At 37.5% G+C, this 18976-nt stretch carries 19 protein-coding genes; all 19 read left to right on the top strand.

Annotated features, from left to right (window positions below):
* Positions 1-10: 10 nt before the first annotated feature.
* Positions 11-445 carry a protein TolR gene (gene tolR, locus ACT5E3_RS18435; RefSeq protein ID WP_444995018.1) on the top strand — a complete coding sequence of 145 codons (435 nt, stop codon included), beginning with the start codon at positions 11-13 and terminating at the stop codon, positions 443-445.
* A 62-nt stretch (positions 446-507) separates the two neighbouring features.
* Entirely contained in the window at positions 508-1416 is a 909-nt protein-coding gene (gene tolA, locus ACT5E3_RS18430; protein ID WP_444995017.1) for a cell envelope integrity protein TolA, read from the top strand.
* Entirely contained in the window at positions 1409-2752 is a 1344-nt protein-coding gene (gene tolB, locus ACT5E3_RS18425) for a Tol-Pal system beta propeller repeat protein TolB (RefSeq protein WP_444995016.1), read from the top strand. The genes tolA and tolB overlap by 8 nt, the downstream gene beginning before the upstream one ends.
* 110 nt (positions 2753-2862) lie before the next feature.
* Positions 2863-3384 (top strand): peptidoglycan-associated lipoprotein Pal, encoded by a 522-nt coding sequence (pal, locus tag ACT5E3_RS18420; RefSeq protein ID WP_444995015.1) that lies wholly within the window; start codon positions 2863-2865, stop codon positions 3382-3384.
* Complete coding sequence (gene ybgF / locus ACT5E3_RS18415) at positions 3374-4144, top strand: tol-pal system protein YbgF (protein ID WP_444995014.1); 771 nt, start codon at positions 3374-3376, stop codon at positions 4142-4144. The genes pal and ybgF overlap by 11 nt, the downstream gene beginning before the upstream one ends.
* Before the next feature lie 140 nt (positions 4145-4284).
* Positions 4285-4929 carry a 7-carboxy-7-deazaguanine synthase QueE gene (gene queE / locus ACT5E3_RS18410; protein WP_444995013.1) on the top strand — a complete coding sequence of 215 codons (645 nt, stop codon included), beginning with the start codon at positions 4285-4287 and terminating at the stop codon, positions 4927-4929.
* Positions 4930-4980: 51 nt separating this feature from the next.
* Positions 4981-5667 carry a 7-cyano-7-deazaguanine synthase QueC gene (queC, locus tag ACT5E3_RS18405; RefSeq protein ID WP_444995012.1) on the top strand — a complete coding sequence of 229 codons (687 nt, stop codon included), beginning with the start codon at positions 4981-4983 and terminating at the stop codon, positions 5665-5667.
* A 54-nt stretch (positions 5668-5721) separates the two neighbouring features.
* Positions 5722-7158: a Wadjet anti-phage system protein JetA family protein gene (locus ACT5E3_RS18400; protein WP_444995011.1), complete on the top strand. Its 1437-nt coding sequence runs from the start codon at positions 5722-5724 to the stop codon at positions 7156-7158.
* Entirely contained in the window at positions 7158-7877 is a 720-nt protein-coding gene (locus tag ACT5E3_RS18395) for a DUF4194 domain-containing protein (protein WP_444995010.1), read from the top strand. The genes ACT5E3_RS18400 and ACT5E3_RS18395 overlap by 1 nt, the downstream gene beginning before the upstream one ends.
* Positions 7867-11505 carry an ATP-binding protein gene (locus ACT5E3_RS18390; RefSeq protein WP_444995009.1) on the top strand — a complete coding sequence of 1213 codons (3639 nt, stop codon included), beginning with the start codon at positions 7867-7869 and terminating at the stop codon, positions 11503-11505. Before ACT5E3_RS18395 ends, ACT5E3_RS18390 begins: the two co-directional genes overlap by 11 nt.
* 5 nt (positions 11506-11510) lie before the next feature.
* Positions 11511-12659, top strand: a complete 1149-nt coding sequence (locus tag ACT5E3_RS18385; protein ID WP_444995008.1) for a Wadjet anti-phage system protein JetD domain-containing protein — start codon at positions 11511-11513, stop codon at positions 12657-12659.
* Positions 12660-12870: 211 nt separating this feature from the next.
* A complete protein-coding gene (gene ndk / locus ACT5E3_RS18380) occupies positions 12871-13302 on the top strand; it encodes a nucleoside-diphosphate kinase (protein WP_444995007.1) in 432 nt (143 codons plus the stop codon).
* A gap of 166 nt (positions 13303-13468) precedes the next feature.
* Positions 13469-14578: a 23S rRNA (adenine(2503)-C(2))-methyltransferase RlmN gene (gene rlmN, locus ACT5E3_RS18375; RefSeq protein WP_444995006.1), complete on the top strand. Its 1110-nt coding sequence runs from the start codon at positions 13469-13471 to the stop codon at positions 14576-14578.
* Positions 14579-14619: 41 nt separating this feature from the next.
* A complete protein-coding gene (gene pilW, locus ACT5E3_RS18370; RefSeq protein ID WP_444995005.1) occupies positions 14620-15417 on the top strand; it encodes a type IV pilus biogenesis/stability protein PilW in 798 nt (265 codons plus the stop codon).
* Positions 15408-16475 carry a RodZ domain-containing protein gene (locus tag ACT5E3_RS18365; RefSeq protein WP_444995004.1) on the top strand — a complete coding sequence of 356 codons (1068 nt, stop codon included), beginning with the start codon at positions 15408-15410 and terminating at the stop codon, positions 16473-16475. The genes pilW and ACT5E3_RS18365 overlap by 10 nt, the downstream gene beginning before the upstream one ends.
* 35 nt (positions 16476-16510) lie before the next feature.
* A complete protein-coding gene (gene ispG, locus ACT5E3_RS18360; RefSeq protein ID WP_444995003.1) occupies positions 16511-17650 on the top strand; it encodes a flavodoxin-dependent (E)-4-hydroxy-3-methylbut-2-enyl-diphosphate synthase in 1140 nt (379 codons plus the stop codon).
* Between the two features lie 99 nt (positions 17651-17749).
* On the top strand, positions 17750-18094 hold the full coding sequence (locus tag ACT5E3_RS18355; protein WP_444995002.1) for a hypothetical protein: 345 nt from the start codon (positions 17750-17752) through the stop codon (positions 18092-18094).
* Positions 18095-18132: 38 nt separating this feature from the next.
* Positions 18133-18567: a thiol-disulfide oxidoreductase DCC family protein gene (locus ACT5E3_RS18350; protein WP_444995001.1), complete on the top strand. Its 435-nt coding sequence runs from the start codon at positions 18133-18135 to the stop codon at positions 18565-18567.
* Positions 18564-18965: a DoxX-like family protein gene (locus ACT5E3_RS18345; protein ID WP_444995000.1), complete on the top strand. Its 402-nt coding sequence runs from the start codon at positions 18564-18566 to the stop codon at positions 18963-18965. Before ACT5E3_RS18350 ends, ACT5E3_RS18345 begins: the two co-directional genes overlap by 4 nt.
* The last annotated feature ends 11 nt before the right edge of the window (positions 18966-18976 follow it).

Below are 18976 nucleotides of genomic sequence, written 5' to 3'. Positions count from 1 at the left end.
GTAAGTACTTATGAATAGCGTACCGATTTCACGTAGAAACAGGCGGCGTCCGGTAGCTGAAATCAATGTTGTACCTTATATCGATGTGATGTTGGTATTACTGGTTATTTTTATGATTACGGCGCCGTTGATAACGGCAGGAGTTAAGGTTGACTTGCCTGAAGCCAGCGCTGAGCCAATATCGGCTAACGAAGAGCCCCCATTGATTGCCAGCATTGATGCGAGTGGTAATTATTATTTATCTGTCGGTGACTCATCTGATCAGGCGCTTGAGTCACATGAGCTGGTTGAGTTAGTTATGGCCCACTTAAAATTGAACCCTAAAGCTCAAATAATGATCAATGGTGATCGAAATGTTCCTTACGATAAAGTGGTCCAGTTGATGGTGTTATTGCAAACAGAAGCAGGAATCGAGTCAATCGGTTTAATGACCGATCCAGAATAGTTGTATGAGATGTGTTGATGTTTGAGACAGGTTTTATTTTTATTTAGGAAACAAATTAGTTAATGAAGTTGAAAGTTGCCATATTTTTGTCTGTTTTAGCCCACATTGGGCTGATAGCCTTATTGTTATCCAATTTTCAATTTTCTAAAGTTGAGCTTAAGCAGTCTGGCGCACCTAAACCTCAAATTAATGCCAAAGCGGTTAACAGTAAACGAGTTGAGCAGCTAGTTGAAAAGCTGAGAAAAGAAAGGCTTGATAAGAGAAAGAGTGAAAAACAGCGTTTAGAACAATTAAAAAATGCTGAAAAAGAGGCGGCTAGAAAGCGCAAAGAAGAAGAGCGTAAGGCTGAAGATGCACGAAAGAAGCGGAAAAAAGCGGAAGAGCAACGCAAATTAGAGGAAAAGAAGACTGCTGACTTAAAGAAAAAGCGGATTGCAGAAGAAAAGCAGCGCAAAAAGAAAGCAGAAGCAGAAAAAAAGCGAAAGGCCGAAGCGGAACGTAAACGTAAAGCAGATGCTGAGCGTAAGCGAAAGGAAGAAGCTGAAAGAAAGAGAAAGGCAAAAGAAGAGGCTGAACGTAAACGCAAAGCTGCTGAAGAAAAAGCGAGACAAGAAGCTTTAGAGCGGGAAATGCAAGCACAAATGGATGCTGAAGCGGCGGAGTTAGAAGCGGCTCATCAACAACAGGTGATGAGTGAAGTTGATAAATATGCCAAATTAATTGAAGGAAGGGTTCGCAGAAACTGGATAATATCTTCTAAAGGGCACTGTAAGTTTAAATTAAAACTATCACCAGGAGGCTTGGTTCTCAGTGTTTCTGTTGTGGAAGGTAGTTCTCAGCACTGTGTTTCAGGGGAGCGAGCTATCTATAAATCGGAGCCGTTACCTGTTTCTAAAGATCCTGATGTGTTTGAGGTGCTTAAATCAATTAATTTGACACTAGATAATAGGAATGATGAAAGTAATGAGTAAAAAGTGGGCTTGGGCTATTTTCTTAGGTGGTTTAATTTTCTTAACTAAAGTTAACGCCGAAATTGATATTGTGATCACGTCAGGTATGGATAATGCTAGGCCTGTTGCTGTATTGCCTTTTTCTTGGAAAGGCGTTGCTGATCGCCCATCACAAGATGTTGCGGCAGTTATTGGTGCTGATCTGCGCCGTAGTGGTCAATTTAACCCAATGGCTAGACATTTATTAATTCAACAGGTTGATGAATATAACAAAGTTAATCTGGCATTGTGGAGAGAGAAAGGCATAGAAGCGGTTGTTGTGGGGAAAATCGAGCAACAACCAGACGGTCGATTTAAAGTTAGTTATGAATTGGTTGATGTGTTTAAGAAGAAACAAGAAGTCAGAAATGGCCAGCTAGTCACCGTCGATCGTAACTTACTTGATAGTTACACAGCATTGGTTAAGCCTAAAAACTTGCGCTTTCATGCCCACCGAATTGCAGACAGAATCTACCAAAAGCTAACGGGAGAGAGAGGTGCTTTTGCAACTAGAATTGCTTACGTAAGTGTTAACAAGAATTTACCTAAGCCTTATAGTTTAATGATTGCTGACTCAGATGGTTACGCCCCACAAACCCTATATAGCAGCACTCAACCAATTATGTCACCTGCTTGGTCGCCAGATGCGCAAAAAATGGCTTATGTATCCTTTGAGAATGGCCGTTCTCAAGTTTATATTCAGGATATCTATAAAGCCAATAGCCGTAAAAGAGTGGCTGCATTTGAAGGCATTAACGATTCTCCAAGTTTTTCACCAGATGGACGCCGTTTAGCAGTAACGCTATCTAGAGACGGAAATAGTGAAATTTATGTGCTTGACTTGGTCAGTTCTCGTTTTTCAAGAATTACCAGAAGTATTAGCTCTATAGAAACAGAGGCCAGCTGGACGCCTGATGGACAGTCATTATTGTTTACTTCTGATCGTGGCAGAGCACCACAAATTTATAAGCAAAACTTGGCAAGCAATCGCGCACAGCGAATTACCTGGGAGGGTAATTATAATGCCAGCGCATCTTTAACACCCGATGGAAAAACAATGGTGCTTATTAACCGAACTAATGGTATATTTCACGTTGCGGTACAGGACACAGAGACCAATACCATGCAAATACTGACGGAAACATCGCTTGATGAGTCACCCAGTTTAGCGCCAAATGGTAGCATGGTTATTTATGCGACTGTTTATCGTAATCGACGGGTATTATCGGTGGTTTCAACCGATGGGCGCTTTAAAGCTCGTCTTCCTTCACGTGAAGGAGAAGTAAAAGCACCAGTTTGGTCACCTTACTTAAATTGATAGAGGTCACGGTTTTTGGAATTTATCATTGTTATTAGCTGTAGAAATCGTGGATAATGTGCGAAATTTCATAATTTTAATCTAAAAGCTAAAAAATAGGAGTAATCTAAATGTCTATAACCAAATTGGGGAAAGGTCTAATTATTGTTGCATCAGCAGCATTTTTGTTTGCCTGTGCGTCAAAGCAAGGAGAAGTTCAAGAGCCTGTTGAAGAACCTGTTGTTGAAGATACGGTAACAGCACCTATTGAGGACGTTGAGCCACCTGAAGTAACCGAAGCACGTATTAATGCAGAAGCCCGTCAAGCAAGAACGATTTACTTCGATCTTGATGACGATACTGTTAACAGTGATGGTCGTGCATTATTAGAAAAACATGCTTGGTTTCTTGCTAAAAACCCAAGTATAACAATCACTATTGAAGGTCACTGTGATGAGCGCGGTACGCCAGCATACAACTTAGCATTAGGCGAGCGTCGTGCTAAAGCGATTGCACAAATCTTAATGTTAAACGAAGTTTCTGCATCACAAATCAAAACGGTTAGCAAAGGTGAAGAAGTGCCTGCAGTTGACGGTCATGATGAAAGTGCATGGTCACAGAACCGCCGTGGTATCTTAGACTATGAAGGGTAATTCCTTACTAATAGTGGCAGCAATCGCTGCCACTTTTTCATTAACCTCTACTGCACAATCTAATCTTTCTCTCGAGCAGCGTATTACGCAGCTAGAGAAGCAAAATCAAACCAAAAATCAATTACAATCGCAAATGAGTATGCAACTGATTGAGTTGCAAAATGAAGTTAAAGAATTACGTGGCATTGTTGAAGAGCATCAATTTAAGCTACAGCAAATTCAAGAAAGACAACGTGATCTATATCGTGATATAGAAAACCGTTTGAGTTCATTGCCTCGCAATACCGCACCTGTCAGTCAAACCGTTCAAAATAGTAAAACGACTGTTGCTAAGCCGACAACTCAGCCTGCTACAAAGTCGCATAACGCTACTTCGAGTGGCGAGCGAGAAGAGTTTGAAGCGGCATTTAAAATGGTCAGAAATAGACAGTATGCAGAGGCGGTTAAAGGGTTTGAAGCTTTTTTAGCTAAATATCCGCAAGGTGGTTTTTCTGATAATGCCAGATTTTGGATTGGTCAGGTTTATTTTGCTCAATCAAAATTAGAAGAAGCAGAAAAACAATTCAGCTTACTGAGAACTGAATTTCCTCAGTCGAGCAAACTTGCAACAGCCATTCTTAAGCTTGCTGAAATTAAGGTGAAGCAACAAAAGTGGGAAGAAGCAAGAGCACTATATAATGAGGTTGTGTCTAACCATAGTGGCGCACAACAACAACTTGCACGTAAAGGGTTGTTAGATCTCAAACAGTCAGGGCATTAAAACACTATTCAATCACGAGTTTCTGGCAAAAAAGCTTGAAACTCTATTGTCTAAACCTTGCTATCAGCAACTATTTCTCGCAGACTTTTTAACAAAACTTCGGTAAAATCGGTTTTTTCAGCTATTAGCCAATAATAACTTTGTCGCGTTTAAGAATTACAGAAATCTTTTATTCCCTCCAGGGTGAGTCTTCATCGATTGGTAAGCCAACTTTGTTTGTTCGTCTAACGGGTTGTCCTTTACGTTGTGTTTGGTGTGATACTGAATATGCGTTTACTGGTGGTGATTATTGGGAGTTGGACGATCTACTAGTCAAAATTGAGAGTTATCAACCACAGCATGTATGTATTACTGGTGGAGAGCCATTAGCTCAGAAAAAGCCGTGTGAAGAACTGATGACTGCCTTATGTGATAAGGGGCATCAAGTTTCAATTGAAACTAGTGGGGCTATCGACGTCTCTGGTATTGATTCACGGGTTTGTAAAGTGATGGATTTAAAAGCACCTGATTCGGGTGAAATGGCTAAAAATTTGTATTCCAATATTAAATATCTCGACCAATCTGACGAGGTTAAATTTGTGTTAATGAGTCGCAAAGACTATAACTGGGCGAAAATGCAACTTGATCAATATTGCTTGCCAGAGAAAACTAATGTTATTTTTTCTCCTTGCTTTGGTGAGTTAGATGAACGTGAGCTAGCAGAATGGATTATTGAAGATAATTTGCCTGTCAGATTTCAGGTTCAATTACATAAAATTCTTTGGAACGATGCTGCTGGACACTAGTTGTTACTTTTATAGGCAAATAGCTTAAACATTATTGAATACAGGTGAAAAATGACTTCTAAGAAGGCAATAATTTTATTTTCTGGTGGTTTGGATTCGACAACCTGTTTAGCCATTGCTCAATCACAAAATTATGAATGCTATGCGCTAAGTTTTAATTATGGTCAAAAGCATTCATCGGAGCTTGAAGCTGCCAAGCGAATAATTGCTAATAGCTCGGTCAAAGCACATAAAATTATTGATTTAAATTTAGCTTCTTTTGGGGGATCTGCACTCACAGACCATTCGATTGAAGTGCCCACTGGAGAGGCAAATACTAGCGAACAGAATATTCCTGTCACCTATGTTCCGGCGAGAAACACTGTCTTTTTATCGATTGCGCTCGCTTGGGCTGAAGTTTTACAAGCAGAGGTTATCTTTGTTGGCGTGAACGCAGTGGATTACTCCGGTTACCCAGATTGTCGTCCAGAGTATATTAAAGCGTTTCAACAAATGGCTGACTTGGCAACGAAAGCTGGTATTGAAGGTAATGGGGTCAAGCTTGTCACTCCATTAATTGATTTAACTAAAGTAGAAATTATCCAATTAGGAGAATCTTTAGGTGTTGATTATTCGCAAACGGTATCCTGTTATCAAGCTGATGAAAAAGGACGTGCTTGCGGGCAATGTGACTCTTGCTTAATACGTCAAAAAGCATTTAACTTGGCCATTGACTCAGATCCAACGGTTTATCAATGATTTTTTTGACTGCCACATATATTAAATAGTCGATTTTTCGCAAGGTATCGTTTTATGTTTTTTGACGGTCAGCATCATGATTTTTTTCGACCATTAACCAGTAAGTATAGAGAGCAGATTTTTGAGTGTCTTCAGCTACTTTATAGTCGGCTTTATACCAGTCAAGCTGATTACTCCCAACTATTATCTCGCGAAATGTTGATTGAATGTTTTGAAGAAGCGATTACCAGAGCGCCACTGCTAGAAGCTGATTCTGAAGAAGAATTTAATCAACCAGTTAGAAGTCAGCGAGAACAGGCAAGTTGGACACTAAATTTATTGTTGGAGCATGCTTGGTTAGAAAAACAAGTTGATGAAGCAACTTTACAAAGTTCTTATGGTTTTACTCGAATTGGCCGCTTGTTTACTCAACCGATTGTTGAGCTTAATCAAGGGCGTTTTAGAACACGTCATAGAAATACAAGAAACACACGTAATGCACTTAAAATGTTTCAAGAGCAAGGTGATGTTTATGATTTGTTAGATGCTTATGAATATTCAGAACGAATTATTAGTGACTTTACGGATGTTATTGGTGAATTAGAGGAACGTAAACGTGCGCTAATTCAAGAGGTGGAATCACAACAGTTAGTTCAAAAAGCTAGTGATGAATTTTTTGATTTTATGGAAAAAAGATTTGTACCTGATTTAGCTATTCGTTTATCGGTTGACAGTGTTGAAAAATATCGAGATGAAATTGTAGCAACCATTAGTGCAATAAGGCGCAAAAGAAAAGAATTTAAACTGAAAGTTGAGAAAGAGTTAAGGCAAAGTGCACCTGAACTGATTAATTCAGAAATGCAATCTTTACTTTATGCTTTATTAGCAAAAATAGAACAACGTATTCACAATGCGAGTGAAATTATGTTACCTGCATTGCGTAAAGCATTGCTTAATTTTACACGTAGAGCCGACATTATTATGCGTCAGCTCAGCTTTAGTCATCAAGGTGGCGGTGATCAGTTTTTAGAGAATTTACGCCAACTAGTATCGTTAAGTGAAGATGAGTTTGGTCAAGCAATGTCTCAAGTTGGTGAACATATTGCTGAGTTAAAAACCGGTTTTATTGATCCTGCTCAAATTAAAATTTATGCAGGCAGAAGCAAAAAAATTGTAGACACTAGTGTAGAAAAAATTGTTGCAATGGATGAAGTCGCTCGCAAGAACTTTTATTTACAACAAGTTTTAGAGAAAGCTTTTACCGTTAATAACCAACAGTTGAGCCAGTTTTTATTAGATGCACTTGGTAAAGGACATCAAATAGCACTTCATCAATTGCCTATTAATGATGCTAAATCATTACTGATGCGTAGTCATGCTATAGAAGCTGCTAGTGCAGGCAGACAATCAAGTGAATTTGAATTTAAAATACAGCCGACAGGTAATCGAGTCAGTGATGATTACTTTATTGACGGTGATGAGTTTATGCTTGAATTAGTGAGAAAAAAATAATGCAGTTACCAGAATATCTCGAACAACGGTTAGAGAGCTTGACTATTTCTTTAGTTGAATTTCAAGAGCTAGTGATTCGATTAATTAACTATTCGGTCATTGTGAGAAATGAAAGTCAGACAGAACAACTGCTATTTGATCGTTTTATTCGCTGCAAAGAATTAGTGGAAGAGTATTTATCGATTATGGGCATACAAATACATGTAGATACTCGTTTTGGTTATGTTAGAGCCTTTCCTCCGTCGAGTGAAATTCCTGGAATAAAAGAAGCTGATGATAATGCATGGAGTGGTAGTTTACGGCAAAGGTTGTCACAATATGAAGTGGCTCTGGTATTAGTTATTCGGGCACAGTATGAAAAGGCACTTAAAGAAGGAAAAATTGATGAGTTTGGCTATGCGCTTGATTCAATCGAGTCAGTAACGATTGCAGCTAAAAACCTTTTAGGACGTAACTTGCCAGAAAAGCTCACAGAACGAAAAAAACTTTTTCAACGGTTACGCCAATTACGACTCATTGAGTTTCGTGCTGATGAAGCTTTTGATAGCGGAGAAGGTTGGATCAAAATTCATCCAATGATCATTACTTTTGTTAGTTACTCTGCAATTGATGTATTAAGTAATGTTAAAGAAAATAAAAAAGAAGAAAATGATTCTAAGATAATTATATCTGATATTGAAACGCAAGAAACAATTCAAGGGGCTCCCGATGTATCTTAAGAAATTAATCATGGTTAACTGGGGAAACTTACCTAATGGAGAGTTTGATTTTGGACCAATCAACCTTTTCTCTGGTGGTAATGGTTCTGGTAAAACGACGGCGGCCGATATTATTCAAACTATAATGACTGCCGCGCATGAAAACTTATTTCAATACAACCCTGGGCAAGATGAAACAACACAAAAAGGACGCGGCGGAAAAAAAGTGCGAACTCTCGCCTCTTATGTTTTAGGTTGTGATGATGGTAGTTATTCGCGGCTTAATCCAACCGATGGCTATATGGCGGCTTTATTCTACCCATCACAAGATGAAAATGGTGTTCCCTTTACTGCATTGATTGGTGTAAGGGCTTGGTTAGAAACTGCGAGCCAAAATCGTTTAGCCAGACAAGATGAGTTGGTTTTTTATATTTTAACGCAACAGCAAAACAGGGCCTTAAGTTTAGATGATTTGCAGCCTAACCAATCGGTGTTAACGCTGGATAATTTAAATACTAGTTTGATCCAAATGTTTGGTAAAAATGCAGTTGAAAAGTATGATACCAAACGAGCTTATTTACGCCGATTGTATGGTGCGTTGCGTGGAAAAAAAGATGCCGTAACAGAGATAGAAGCGATGAATGCCGCTAAAGCTTTTTCTCGGTTTATGGCTTACAAGCCAGTGCAGAGTATTGATCGTTTTGTTGCTGATGAAATTTTAGAGAAAAAAGATTTAGGCGAAGCAATACGTTCAATCTCTGAGCAGCTTAAAACCATTCATGGAATGGAACGAGATGCTTCTCGTATTCAAGAGTCTGTTAATGTATTAGATGCTGCTGCTAATTGTGGGCAAACTTATATTGAAAACTGGCGAGATCTCCAAGTTGCGCGTTACACAATTGCTAAGTCAGAATACCTTGTACGTCAAAAAGACTATATGACGGCAAAGAATAAAGAAAAACTGATTCAAACTAAACAAGCCGAAGTTGAAAAGCTCGTAGAAATTAATACACAAAGAGTTGAGCAGTTGCATGAACAAAGAGTGGCTTTAGAAGCACAACGAATGGGGATTGAAGCATTACAACAGAAGGATGAATTAGAAAAACAAAGAGAAATACAAAACAAAAAACTCAGTCTAATTGGGGTGAGTTTGCTACAATCTAACCAATCTCTGGATGACAGCGTATTAGCAACAAAACAGATTGTTAAGTTAATTCAGTCACCAACCATTCAGAATGAACTTACTTTTCTCGAAGGTTTGAGTTTGCTAAGTATAGGCAAAAAGCTACTTTCTCTTAATCCTGATAATGTATTAGACATTCAAGATTTAGTTAGTGCTGATATTCTCAATGATATTCAAAAATTAGAAATTCAGCTAGATGACTTTAGGAAAGTTCAAACGAGTATTAATCAGTGGAAGCAAGCCTGGTTTGAACCACAGCTAAGCGTAAAACCGTTAAGCAGCCAAATTGATAACCGTTTAGATCGTTTAGAAGAAACTTATCAACAAGTTGAAAAAGAAAGAGCTGTTAAAGAAAAAGTAATCGAAAAATTAGAAAATCAAAAAATCATTTATCCCGACTATGTTGAAAAAGCAATTCAAGCAATAGAATTAGAATGCCCCCAAGCGGATCCAAGAGTGTTATGTGATCATGTTGAGGTTTCTGATAGTCAATGGCAGGCTGCTATCGAAGGCTATTTAGGTGGAGCTCGTTTTTCAATCATTGTTGATGAAAAATTTGAAGCCGATGCAATTCGTATTGTTAGAGCTTTACCTGGAAAGTTTAATCGAGCTCGTATTATTCAAGGTAAAAAAGCAGAGCAAGATGCACAGAAAATTAGTCTAGATAAACACTCCATTTTTCATGTTATGCAATTTACACATGCTACAGCAAAACATTTTATTATGGCTAGCTATGGTAGTGTCGTTCGAGTAGATAATGAACATGAACTACGTTCTACTCGGCGTGGGGTAACGGTCAACTGTATTGCATCGGGTAACTATGCGATGTTTCGTTGTGATATTCGTGATAGTGATTTAGTTTTTGGTTTAGAGGCAAGAAAACGAGCTTTAGTTGGTCAGCAAGTTGAATTAGAAAAATTAACTCAAACATGGAATGATGTTAACAAACGAATGCTTGAGGTAAAACAACTGAATGAACAAGTAGCTAAATTAAATGAAATTCACTTAGCAGAATTGTTAGGTGATGCATTAAGTTGTCGAAGAGAATTGCAGAAAATAGAAAATTTAATGGAACAAATTGACCTTTCTGATCATCAAGCATTAGAAGATAAATTAGAACAGCTCACAATTGAAGAAAAGCAAAGAAAGCTAGAAGGAATTGAATTGATAGAAGAGCGGGGCAAGCTCAAAGATAATTTGAAAACACTAATTAAAAACTTTACTAAATTAAGTGATGAACAAGAAAGAACACTCCGTATTGTTGATGAATGCGAAAAGGATCTACAAGCACTATCGAGTGTTTGGAATGATTTTGAACTTGATAAGTACTTAGAGCAAGCAGAAATAGCAGCCAAAGGTTTAAACCAAGATATAGCACAAGCGCAATTATTAGAACAAGAAGGTCAGTTGCATCGGCAGGTGATTAAACTCGATGAATTGATCAAACAACATAATCAAATCTGCCAGCCCGGTGATGCTTTAATTTATGATGCCTATCATGGAGAATTAAATTTAAAATTTTTTAGTAAAGTTGTTCAGCTACAAAATCAGGTAGATAACCTGTTTAATCGTTTGAAAAATAATATATTATTAGAAAAGCATCAACAACTTAAGCAACTCAAAGAGAGTTTTAATCATACTTTTGTGACTAACTTGTGTCACTCTATTCATCAAGCTATTAATGATGGTAAACGCCAAATTGATATGTTAAATAGCGAATTACAAAACCATCGGTTTGGTGATGATAGAGAAACTTTTCGTTTTGATTATGCCTGGGTTCCTGAGTTTAGAGAATATGCACGTTTCTTTGATGATGTCATCAAAAACCCTGAATTGAGTGATGGCTTAACCTTATTTCAGGCGAAACTCAAAAAAGAATCTGTTCAAGTGCGTGATCGTTTGATGGATATGCTATTAGATGAGAATAATGATAAGGCGCTTCGGGAGCTCGCTCGAATAGCCGATTACCGAAACTACCGTAAGTATGAAATTTATAAAGAAGTTGAAGGAAAGCCACCAATTGCATTGAGCGAATATGGAACTGGATCTGGTGGACAGTTAGAAACACCTGCTTATATTATTAGAGCCGCTGCGATCACTTCTGCATTTCGGTTTTCTGAAGGTCGCTGCCACTTAAGAACCGTGTTAGTTGATGAAGCATTTTCAAAAATGGATGAGACTCGCTCTAGAGAAGTGATTAATTATTTAACGGAATCATTGGGTTTGCAATTAACGTTTATTATGCCAACTAGCAAGTGTGGACCTTTTATGGACTTAATCAGTAATGAGTTTGTTTTTGCAAAGTGTCCTTCTTCACAGCTTAGAGGAGAGCTGAAAACTTGCGTGTTGGTTGACCGTAAGGTTTGTAATCAAGAAAAAATTCAAGCTTTGTGGGCAAATCATAAGCGAACCGTTTATCGCCAAGCTGAGTTAGATTTTTTAAGTGAATTGGAAGCTGAAGGTTAATTATTATGCAGGTTGAGTCTACTAAACCTCGATGGCTTGATGATGAGAAAGAAATTAAAAGCTTATTGAATTGGTTTTATCAACGAGTTATTAAAAATTCGAGTCGACAAAATGCACCTTTTAAAAAATTAAAAAATAACTTCTTCCCACATAATGAATCTGGTGAACAAAGCTGGCATTTTTTATTATCACTGAGTCCGCACTTTCTATTGATTAAAAAAAATGCTAAAAAAGACTATTATGATTTTGACTGGAGTGGGGCAAAAATTACCTTACCTTTACACAACTTTAGTACACTTTGTTATTGGTTAGAACTCGATGATTCTTCAGATTTAACTCAATGGCAATTAGCCGTAGATCAATTGATACAAGCAAATCAATTTTCATTGTGTTGTGATATTAGTCGATTAAAGAAAACCCCTTTATTGTTTTCAGCTTTTTCTCATGCAGAAGTATTGAAGCAATTATTTTTAATGGCAGAAAATGCTAACTCTAAAAGCACACTAAGAGAGTTAAGCGCTCGATTTTTTTGGGGAGACTCAAAATTGCTGGACTCAAAAGCCGACTGGCTTATGCAAGTGTTTCCTGATTTGCAGTTTATTCGGAGCAAACTTGTGGTTAATTTTTATTTACCAGAAAATTACTCTGCGGTTTTATGGATTGAAAATCAAGATACTTACTATCAACTGATTGAACAATCGGTCGAAGTACTAAGACATACGGCACTGTTATATTCAGCAGGCTTTAAGTTATCAAGCAATAAGGTGCGAAGGCTGGAGCAAGTTGTATTGCATCAATCTGTAGATAGTTTGGGTGAACAACAGGTTTTTATTGATTGGTTAATGGGACAATCAACGGTTGATTTGAAGTGTTACTTTTGGGGAGATCTGGATTATGCTGGACTCGCTATTTTTAAAGCGATCAAAAATAACTTTAGTCAACTTGAGCTTTTTAAGCCAGGTTATCAAGCAATGCTTGAAATGATTAAAAATGGATTTGGCCATCCATTAGAACACCGAGATAAAGACAAACAGATTGATCCGATGACAACTGGTTGTGATTATGCCGATTTGGAAGTACTTCCATTGATTAGGCTTAAAAAACGTTTTTTTGATCAAGAAGGAGTAGAGCTAGATAAACTGACTCAATTCTAACTATTTTAAGCAGACAGCCGAATAATTTAGTATGTACAGAGCAGCAATATTACAGGTATTTTATTTAGCAACTTGATGATAACTGTTTAAATAACATGCAAACCTATTACATCCTTAAATACCCGTGTATAATACGCGCCCTCAGCATCTAATGATGCCAATAATTTTTACTAACCTATTGATTTATAATATTTAATTTGGAGCAAAATCGATGTCAATCGAACGTACATTCTCAATTGTTAAGCCAGATGCTGTTGCTAAAAACTTAATTGGTCAAATCTATGCGCGTTTTGAAAGCGCTGGTCTTAAAATCGTTGCCAGTAAAATGGTTCATTTAAGTCAAGAAAAAGCAGAAGGTTTTTATGCTGAGCATAAAGAGCGTCCTTTTTTCAATGACTTAGTTGCATTTATGACATCTGGCCCAGTTATGGTACAAGTGTTAGAAGGTGAAAATGCCATTTTAGCTAACCGTGAAATCATGGGAGCTACTAATCCTGCTGAAGCTGCTCGTGGTACATTACGTGCTGATTTTGCTAACTCGATTGATGAGAACGCGGTACATGGTTCGGATGCGCCTGAGTCAGCAGCAAGAGAAATTGCTTATTTCTTCTCTGATGAAGAAATTTGCGCTCGTACTCGCTAATTTTATATTAAAGTATACTCGAAAGCCTGTTAAGATAGTCATATAACTGATTATTTTGGCAGGCTTTTTTGATATAGCTGTTTTAATACAAGTTTATCTTTGAATTATGTTCTCGATAAGATAGCGTGTTATAATCTTAGGCCTTCCTATCGCAAAAGGTGATGCAATGAGTGATAAATTAAATTTACTCGACCTGAATCGCGATGAAATGGTTAGATTCTTTGAAGATATTGAAGAAAAACCTTTTCGTGCACCTCAAGTCGTCAAATGGATCCATCAATTTGGTGTTGATAATTTCGATGAGATGACCAACATTTCCAAATCGTTAAGAGCAAAGCTAAAACTGACCACTGAAATCAAAGGGCCTGAAATTATCACTGAGCAAATTTCAGATGACGGTACAATCAAGTGGGCGCTCAGATTAGAAGATGGACAAGCGATAGAAACCGTTTTAATTCCCGATGGAGAAAGAGGAACATTATGCATTTCCTCTCAAGTAGGGTGCTTATTAGATTGTTCTTTTTGTTCAACAGCTCAACAAGGCTTCAACAGAAACTTATCTGTAGCAGAGATTATTGGACAAGTTTGGTTTGCGGTGCGTCGATTAGGTAGCATTCGTACTACCGGTAACAGAAGTGTCACAAATGTTGTTTTGATGGGAATGGGAGAGCCTTTGCTTAACTTTGATAATGTTGTTAAAGCGCTCGATCTAATGTTAGATGATTTTGCCTATGGTTTATCAAAGAGACGTGTTACTTTAAGTACTTCTGGCGTGGTTCCGGGGCTTGAAAAGTTAGCTGATCGTTCAGATGTGGCCTTGGCGTTATCTTTACATGCGACTAATAACCAATTGCGCAACGAGCTGGTGCCGCTCAATAAAAAATATCCAATTGAAAAACTTTTTCCGGCGGTTAAACATTATTTGGATAGTTCAAAAGCGAGCAAGAAAGTCACGATCGAATACGTGATGCTTAAAGGCGTTAATGATACACCTGCACAAGCTAGAGAGTTGGCTCGTCTTTTAAAAGATATGCCGTGTAAGATTAATTTAATTCCATTTAATCCTTTTCCAAAAACACGATATGAAACATCAACCCAGAAGGATATTGACAAGTTTGGTGATATCTTAATGAAAAAGGGATTTGTTGTGGTGACCAGAAGAACTCGTGGTGATGATATTGATGCGGCATGTGGGCAACTTGTCGGTAAAGTTGCAGATAGAACTAAACGCCAAGAAAGACGTCAAAGAAAAATTGATGTCGTAGAATTAAAGTGATGTCCATTGGGGATGAAAATTATTTGTTCAAGGTGCTGTCTATGATAAAAAAAATAGCGATAGTCTTAATCGGTTGTTTGCTAGTTGCATGTGAAACAACACGTCAGACTCAAACCGGAAATGTAGGGCGTTCAACAAAGCCGGCTGTTGACGGTGGTTTTGATAAAAAAGCGGCTGCTGAAAAGCGAGTCGGTTATGGATTAACTTATTTGAAGAGTCAAAATTACCCTAGAGCAAAGTTTCATTTTGATAAAGCTTATTCATATAACCCAGACTCGGGTAACGTTCATTATGCATTGGGGATTTATTTTCAGCGGATCAAAGAGCTTGAAAAATCAGAAGAGCACTTTAAAGAAGCCTTGTCGATTGATCGAAACCGACCTGAATATTTGAATGGTTACGGCGCATTTCTGTGCGAAAAAGGGGACTATAATACCGCTGAAAAATATTTTCAGAAAGCGATTAAAATACCCACTTATACCGATGTGGCTTCAGCTTTTTTTAACATCGGGTTTTGTGCGTTAAAACAAAATAAAATTGATAAAGCTGATGATTATTTTAGGAAAGCGCTTAATAGAGACAGACGACGTCCCGATGCATTAATGGAAATGGCGAAAATTGAGTTTGGAAAAAAACGTTATAAGCGAGTTTTAAATTATATACAGAGGTTCGAGCAAAATGCTAGTACGACTTCTGAGTCTGCCTGGTTAGCATTAAAAGCAGCACATTATTTAAGAGATAAAGATACTATTGCTAAATATGGGTTAATTCTTGAGCGTCGTTTCCCTGATAGTGATGAAACTGCAGAATATCTGGATGATAAAAAGCGATGGATGTAGTTGAAGATAAAAATGAAAACAAAACGGCAATGAATATTGGCGCTTTATTAGTTGAGGCACGAGAAAATAAAAACTTAACAAGCCAAGATATTGCTGATCAAATGAATTTGACGTTGACAGTAATAACTGACATTGAGTCTAACCAGTTTGAACAAGGTATTCCTCTTGCATTTGTGCGAGGTTATTTGCGTTCATATGCGCAAAAAGTCGGCGTTGATATTGAGTCGATTTGTGCGGAATTTGACAAGCAAACTGGTGGTAACAGTGAACCCATTCAAAACATCAAAATCGTATCGAACTTTAGCTCTCGTTCTCGAGAAATTAATTCAAATAGCTGGACATTTAAATTAATTACTTTTGTTATTATTGCTACGATTATCAGTTTTGGTGGCTTTGGCTTATGGAAACAGTTCATTGCTCAAAATAATGATGATACAGCAACGGTTAATGAAATATCTTTTACTAATTTACAAACAGAAAACTCCAGTGTTCAAACTGAAATTGAACCGACCGTTAAGCCGATAGCTGAAAACAAAAATGAAGTGGTTAACCAAGATAGTGTGTTGGTTTCAAGCAATGAGTTGGACACTGAAAAGTTATCATCGGATGATATTGTCACTAAGGTTAAAAACAATTCCACAATTTTGACTGAACAGAGGGTTAAACCATTAACTGTTCAAGGCGTTAAACCAGAAGAAAAATTATCAGCTGACTCTTCAACGCCATTAAGTAGCAGCAATGAGAGTAAACAAAATTTAACGCCCAAAAATATCAATATCACCAATACAAAAGAGGTTGTCCAACCGCTTAAAACTGAACCTGTTGTTTCAATGCGTTTTCAGTTTTTTGCCGATTGTTGGGTGAAAATTGTTGATGCTAATGGAGAAGCAATCGCTGTTGGCGTTAAAAAAGGAGGTAAAGTGATGCCACTAAAGGGAGTTGCACCTATTTCTGTGATTTTAGGTGAGCCGTCTGCGGTAACACTTGATTTTCAAGGACAAGCTTATGACCTGACTCACTTTAAAGCAGGGCGTAGAGCAACTTTTGTACTTGAATAGTTGTTGAGTTTAATAGATGACAAGATAGATAGATTATGAAAGGTATATCCTGGATAAAAAGACGAAAAAGTCGACAAATTATGGTTGGAAATGTAGCTGTTGGTGGAGATGCGCCAATTGCTGTACAGAGTATGACTAATACAAATACTTGTGATGTTGCGGCTACCTTAGCTCAAATACAGCAAATTGCAGATGCTGGTGCTGACATAGTTCGTGTTTCTGTACCGACAATGGATGCTGCTGAAGCATTTAAACAAATTAAGATGGCTTCGCCTGTTCCTCTAGTTGCTGATATTCATTTTGATTATAAGATTGCACTTAAAGTTGCTGATTATGGGGTAGATTGCTTAAGAATTAATCCTGGTAATATTGGCAATGAAGAACGTGTAAAAGCCGTTATTGAGAAGGCTAGAGATCATAATATACCAATTAGAATAGGTGTTAATGCAGGCTCATTAGAGAAAGATCTGCAAGTGAAATATGGTGAGCCAACGCCAGAAGCTTTAGTTGAATCAGCTTTTCGCCATATTGATATTTTAGACAGACATAATTTTCAGAATTACAAAATTAGTTTAAAAGCATCAGATGTATTTATGACAGTCTCTGCTTATCGAATTTTAGCGAGTCAAATTGAACAGCCATTGCATTTAGGTATTACCGAGGCTGGTGGTTTGCGAGCGGGAGCAGTGAAGTCAGCCGTGGGTTTAGGCATGCTATTAGCTGAAGGTATTGGTGATACTATTCGAGTCTCGTTAGCGGCCGATCCGGTGGAAGAAATTAAAGTTGGTTTTGATATTCTTAAGTCGCTTGGGTTGCGCCAAAGAGGCATTAACTTTATTGCTTGCCCATCTTGTTCACGTCAGCAGTTCGATGTCATTAAAACAGTGAATGAGTTGGAAATGCGCTTAGAAGATGTGCGTGATGCAATGGATGTCGCTATTATTGGTTGTGTAGTGAATGGCCCTGGTGAAGCGAAAGAAGCGGACATTGGGTTAACTGGTGGTTTGAATGCCAGTTTGCTATATCAAGGCGGAGAAAAAAGCCACAAAATTGATAATAAAGAACTGGTAGACTCGATTGAAAAATCAGTACGCGAAAAATTGGCTTTGCGGGAAAAACAAGTTGAAGATAAAACTAAAGGTGGAGCCATTATTAATGTTAATGAGGCGCTTTAACTATTTTATTTAACGGATAGATGAAAATTTTGTTTGAAGCTTTTGGGCTTTAAAGGGCAAAATATATATTTAAAATATTATGAGTTATCAGGAGTTTTAATGAAGAAGTTTATTAGTTTAGTATTATTGTTTGTGTCTAGTAGTTGTTTTGCAAGTGGTTTTACTGTTTGGACAAAACCAACGCAATTAGAATATGTAAATGAAGGCATATTAGTGAGTGGAAATTTTGCTGATATTCATCAGTGTGGACAAAGCGGCTATATCTTTATTCGTCCAACCCCTAATAATCCTGAGATATTTAGGACAATGGCATCTATGATATTAACCGCATTTACTGCACAAAAAGAAGTTCGCTTTTACGTTTATGAGTGTGCATCGGTTAGTTCACATTGGAATGGAAATGTGATTAATGCAGCTGATTATGGTGCTTTTTATATTAGGTAGTTCGCTATGTAACCAGTTAGAACATCAGCAGAGGAAACATGACTCAACTTCAAAATAGTTTTCCTCCGCATATTTCTTCAACCGACAAAGTTATTCTGTTTGATGGTGTTTGTAGGCTTTGCAATGTGTGGAGTCGGTTTATTATCAAATACGATCAAAAAATGATCTTTAAACTCGCGGCAGTTCAGTCAGAAAAAGGTCAAGCGATACTGAAGCACTATGATATGCCAACCAAAACATTTGATACTATGTTGTATCTTGAAGGGAGTCGACTGTTCGAAAAGAGTGATGCCTTTTTTAGAGTGATTCAACAGCTCAATTATCCTTGGAAAGCATTATCTATCTTGCGCTTTTTTCCTCTCTTTATACGTAATTGGCTATATGACCGAATAGCATTAAATCGCTATCTATTATTTGGTAAATACCAACAATGTTTATTACCTTCTAGGGAAGATAACGAAAGGTTTTTATGAATGGAAGGTTAAAAAAGGTCAACCTGATAAGCCGCTTGGCTGTTGCTTTTGTTTTTTTTTATCACGGTTTAGTGCCTAAATTACTTTATTTAAATTCGATTGAGTTGGCAATGGTTAAAGCTCATCAATTGCCTGTTCCAGCTTTTTGGATATCTTATACTGCTGGTATCATCGAAATTATTCTTGCAATTTTAATTACCTTTAAAAACACTTGGTTGTTACCTGTCTATATTGCTGCAGGAATCTTGTTAGTTCTGCTGATTGATGTCGCCATCTTCATGCCTGAACTGCTTACAGGTGCTTTTAATCCAGTATCAACTAATCTGGCTGCGATAGCGTTGTGCTATTTTATTTACTTATCTCAACCTGCTGTTCGATGTGCTCATAAAAATGGGTAAAAAAACCTTAA

The organism is Aliikangiella litoralis (assembly GCF_052495765.1).
This window is presented reverse-complemented; position numbering and strand designations above follow the sequence as displayed.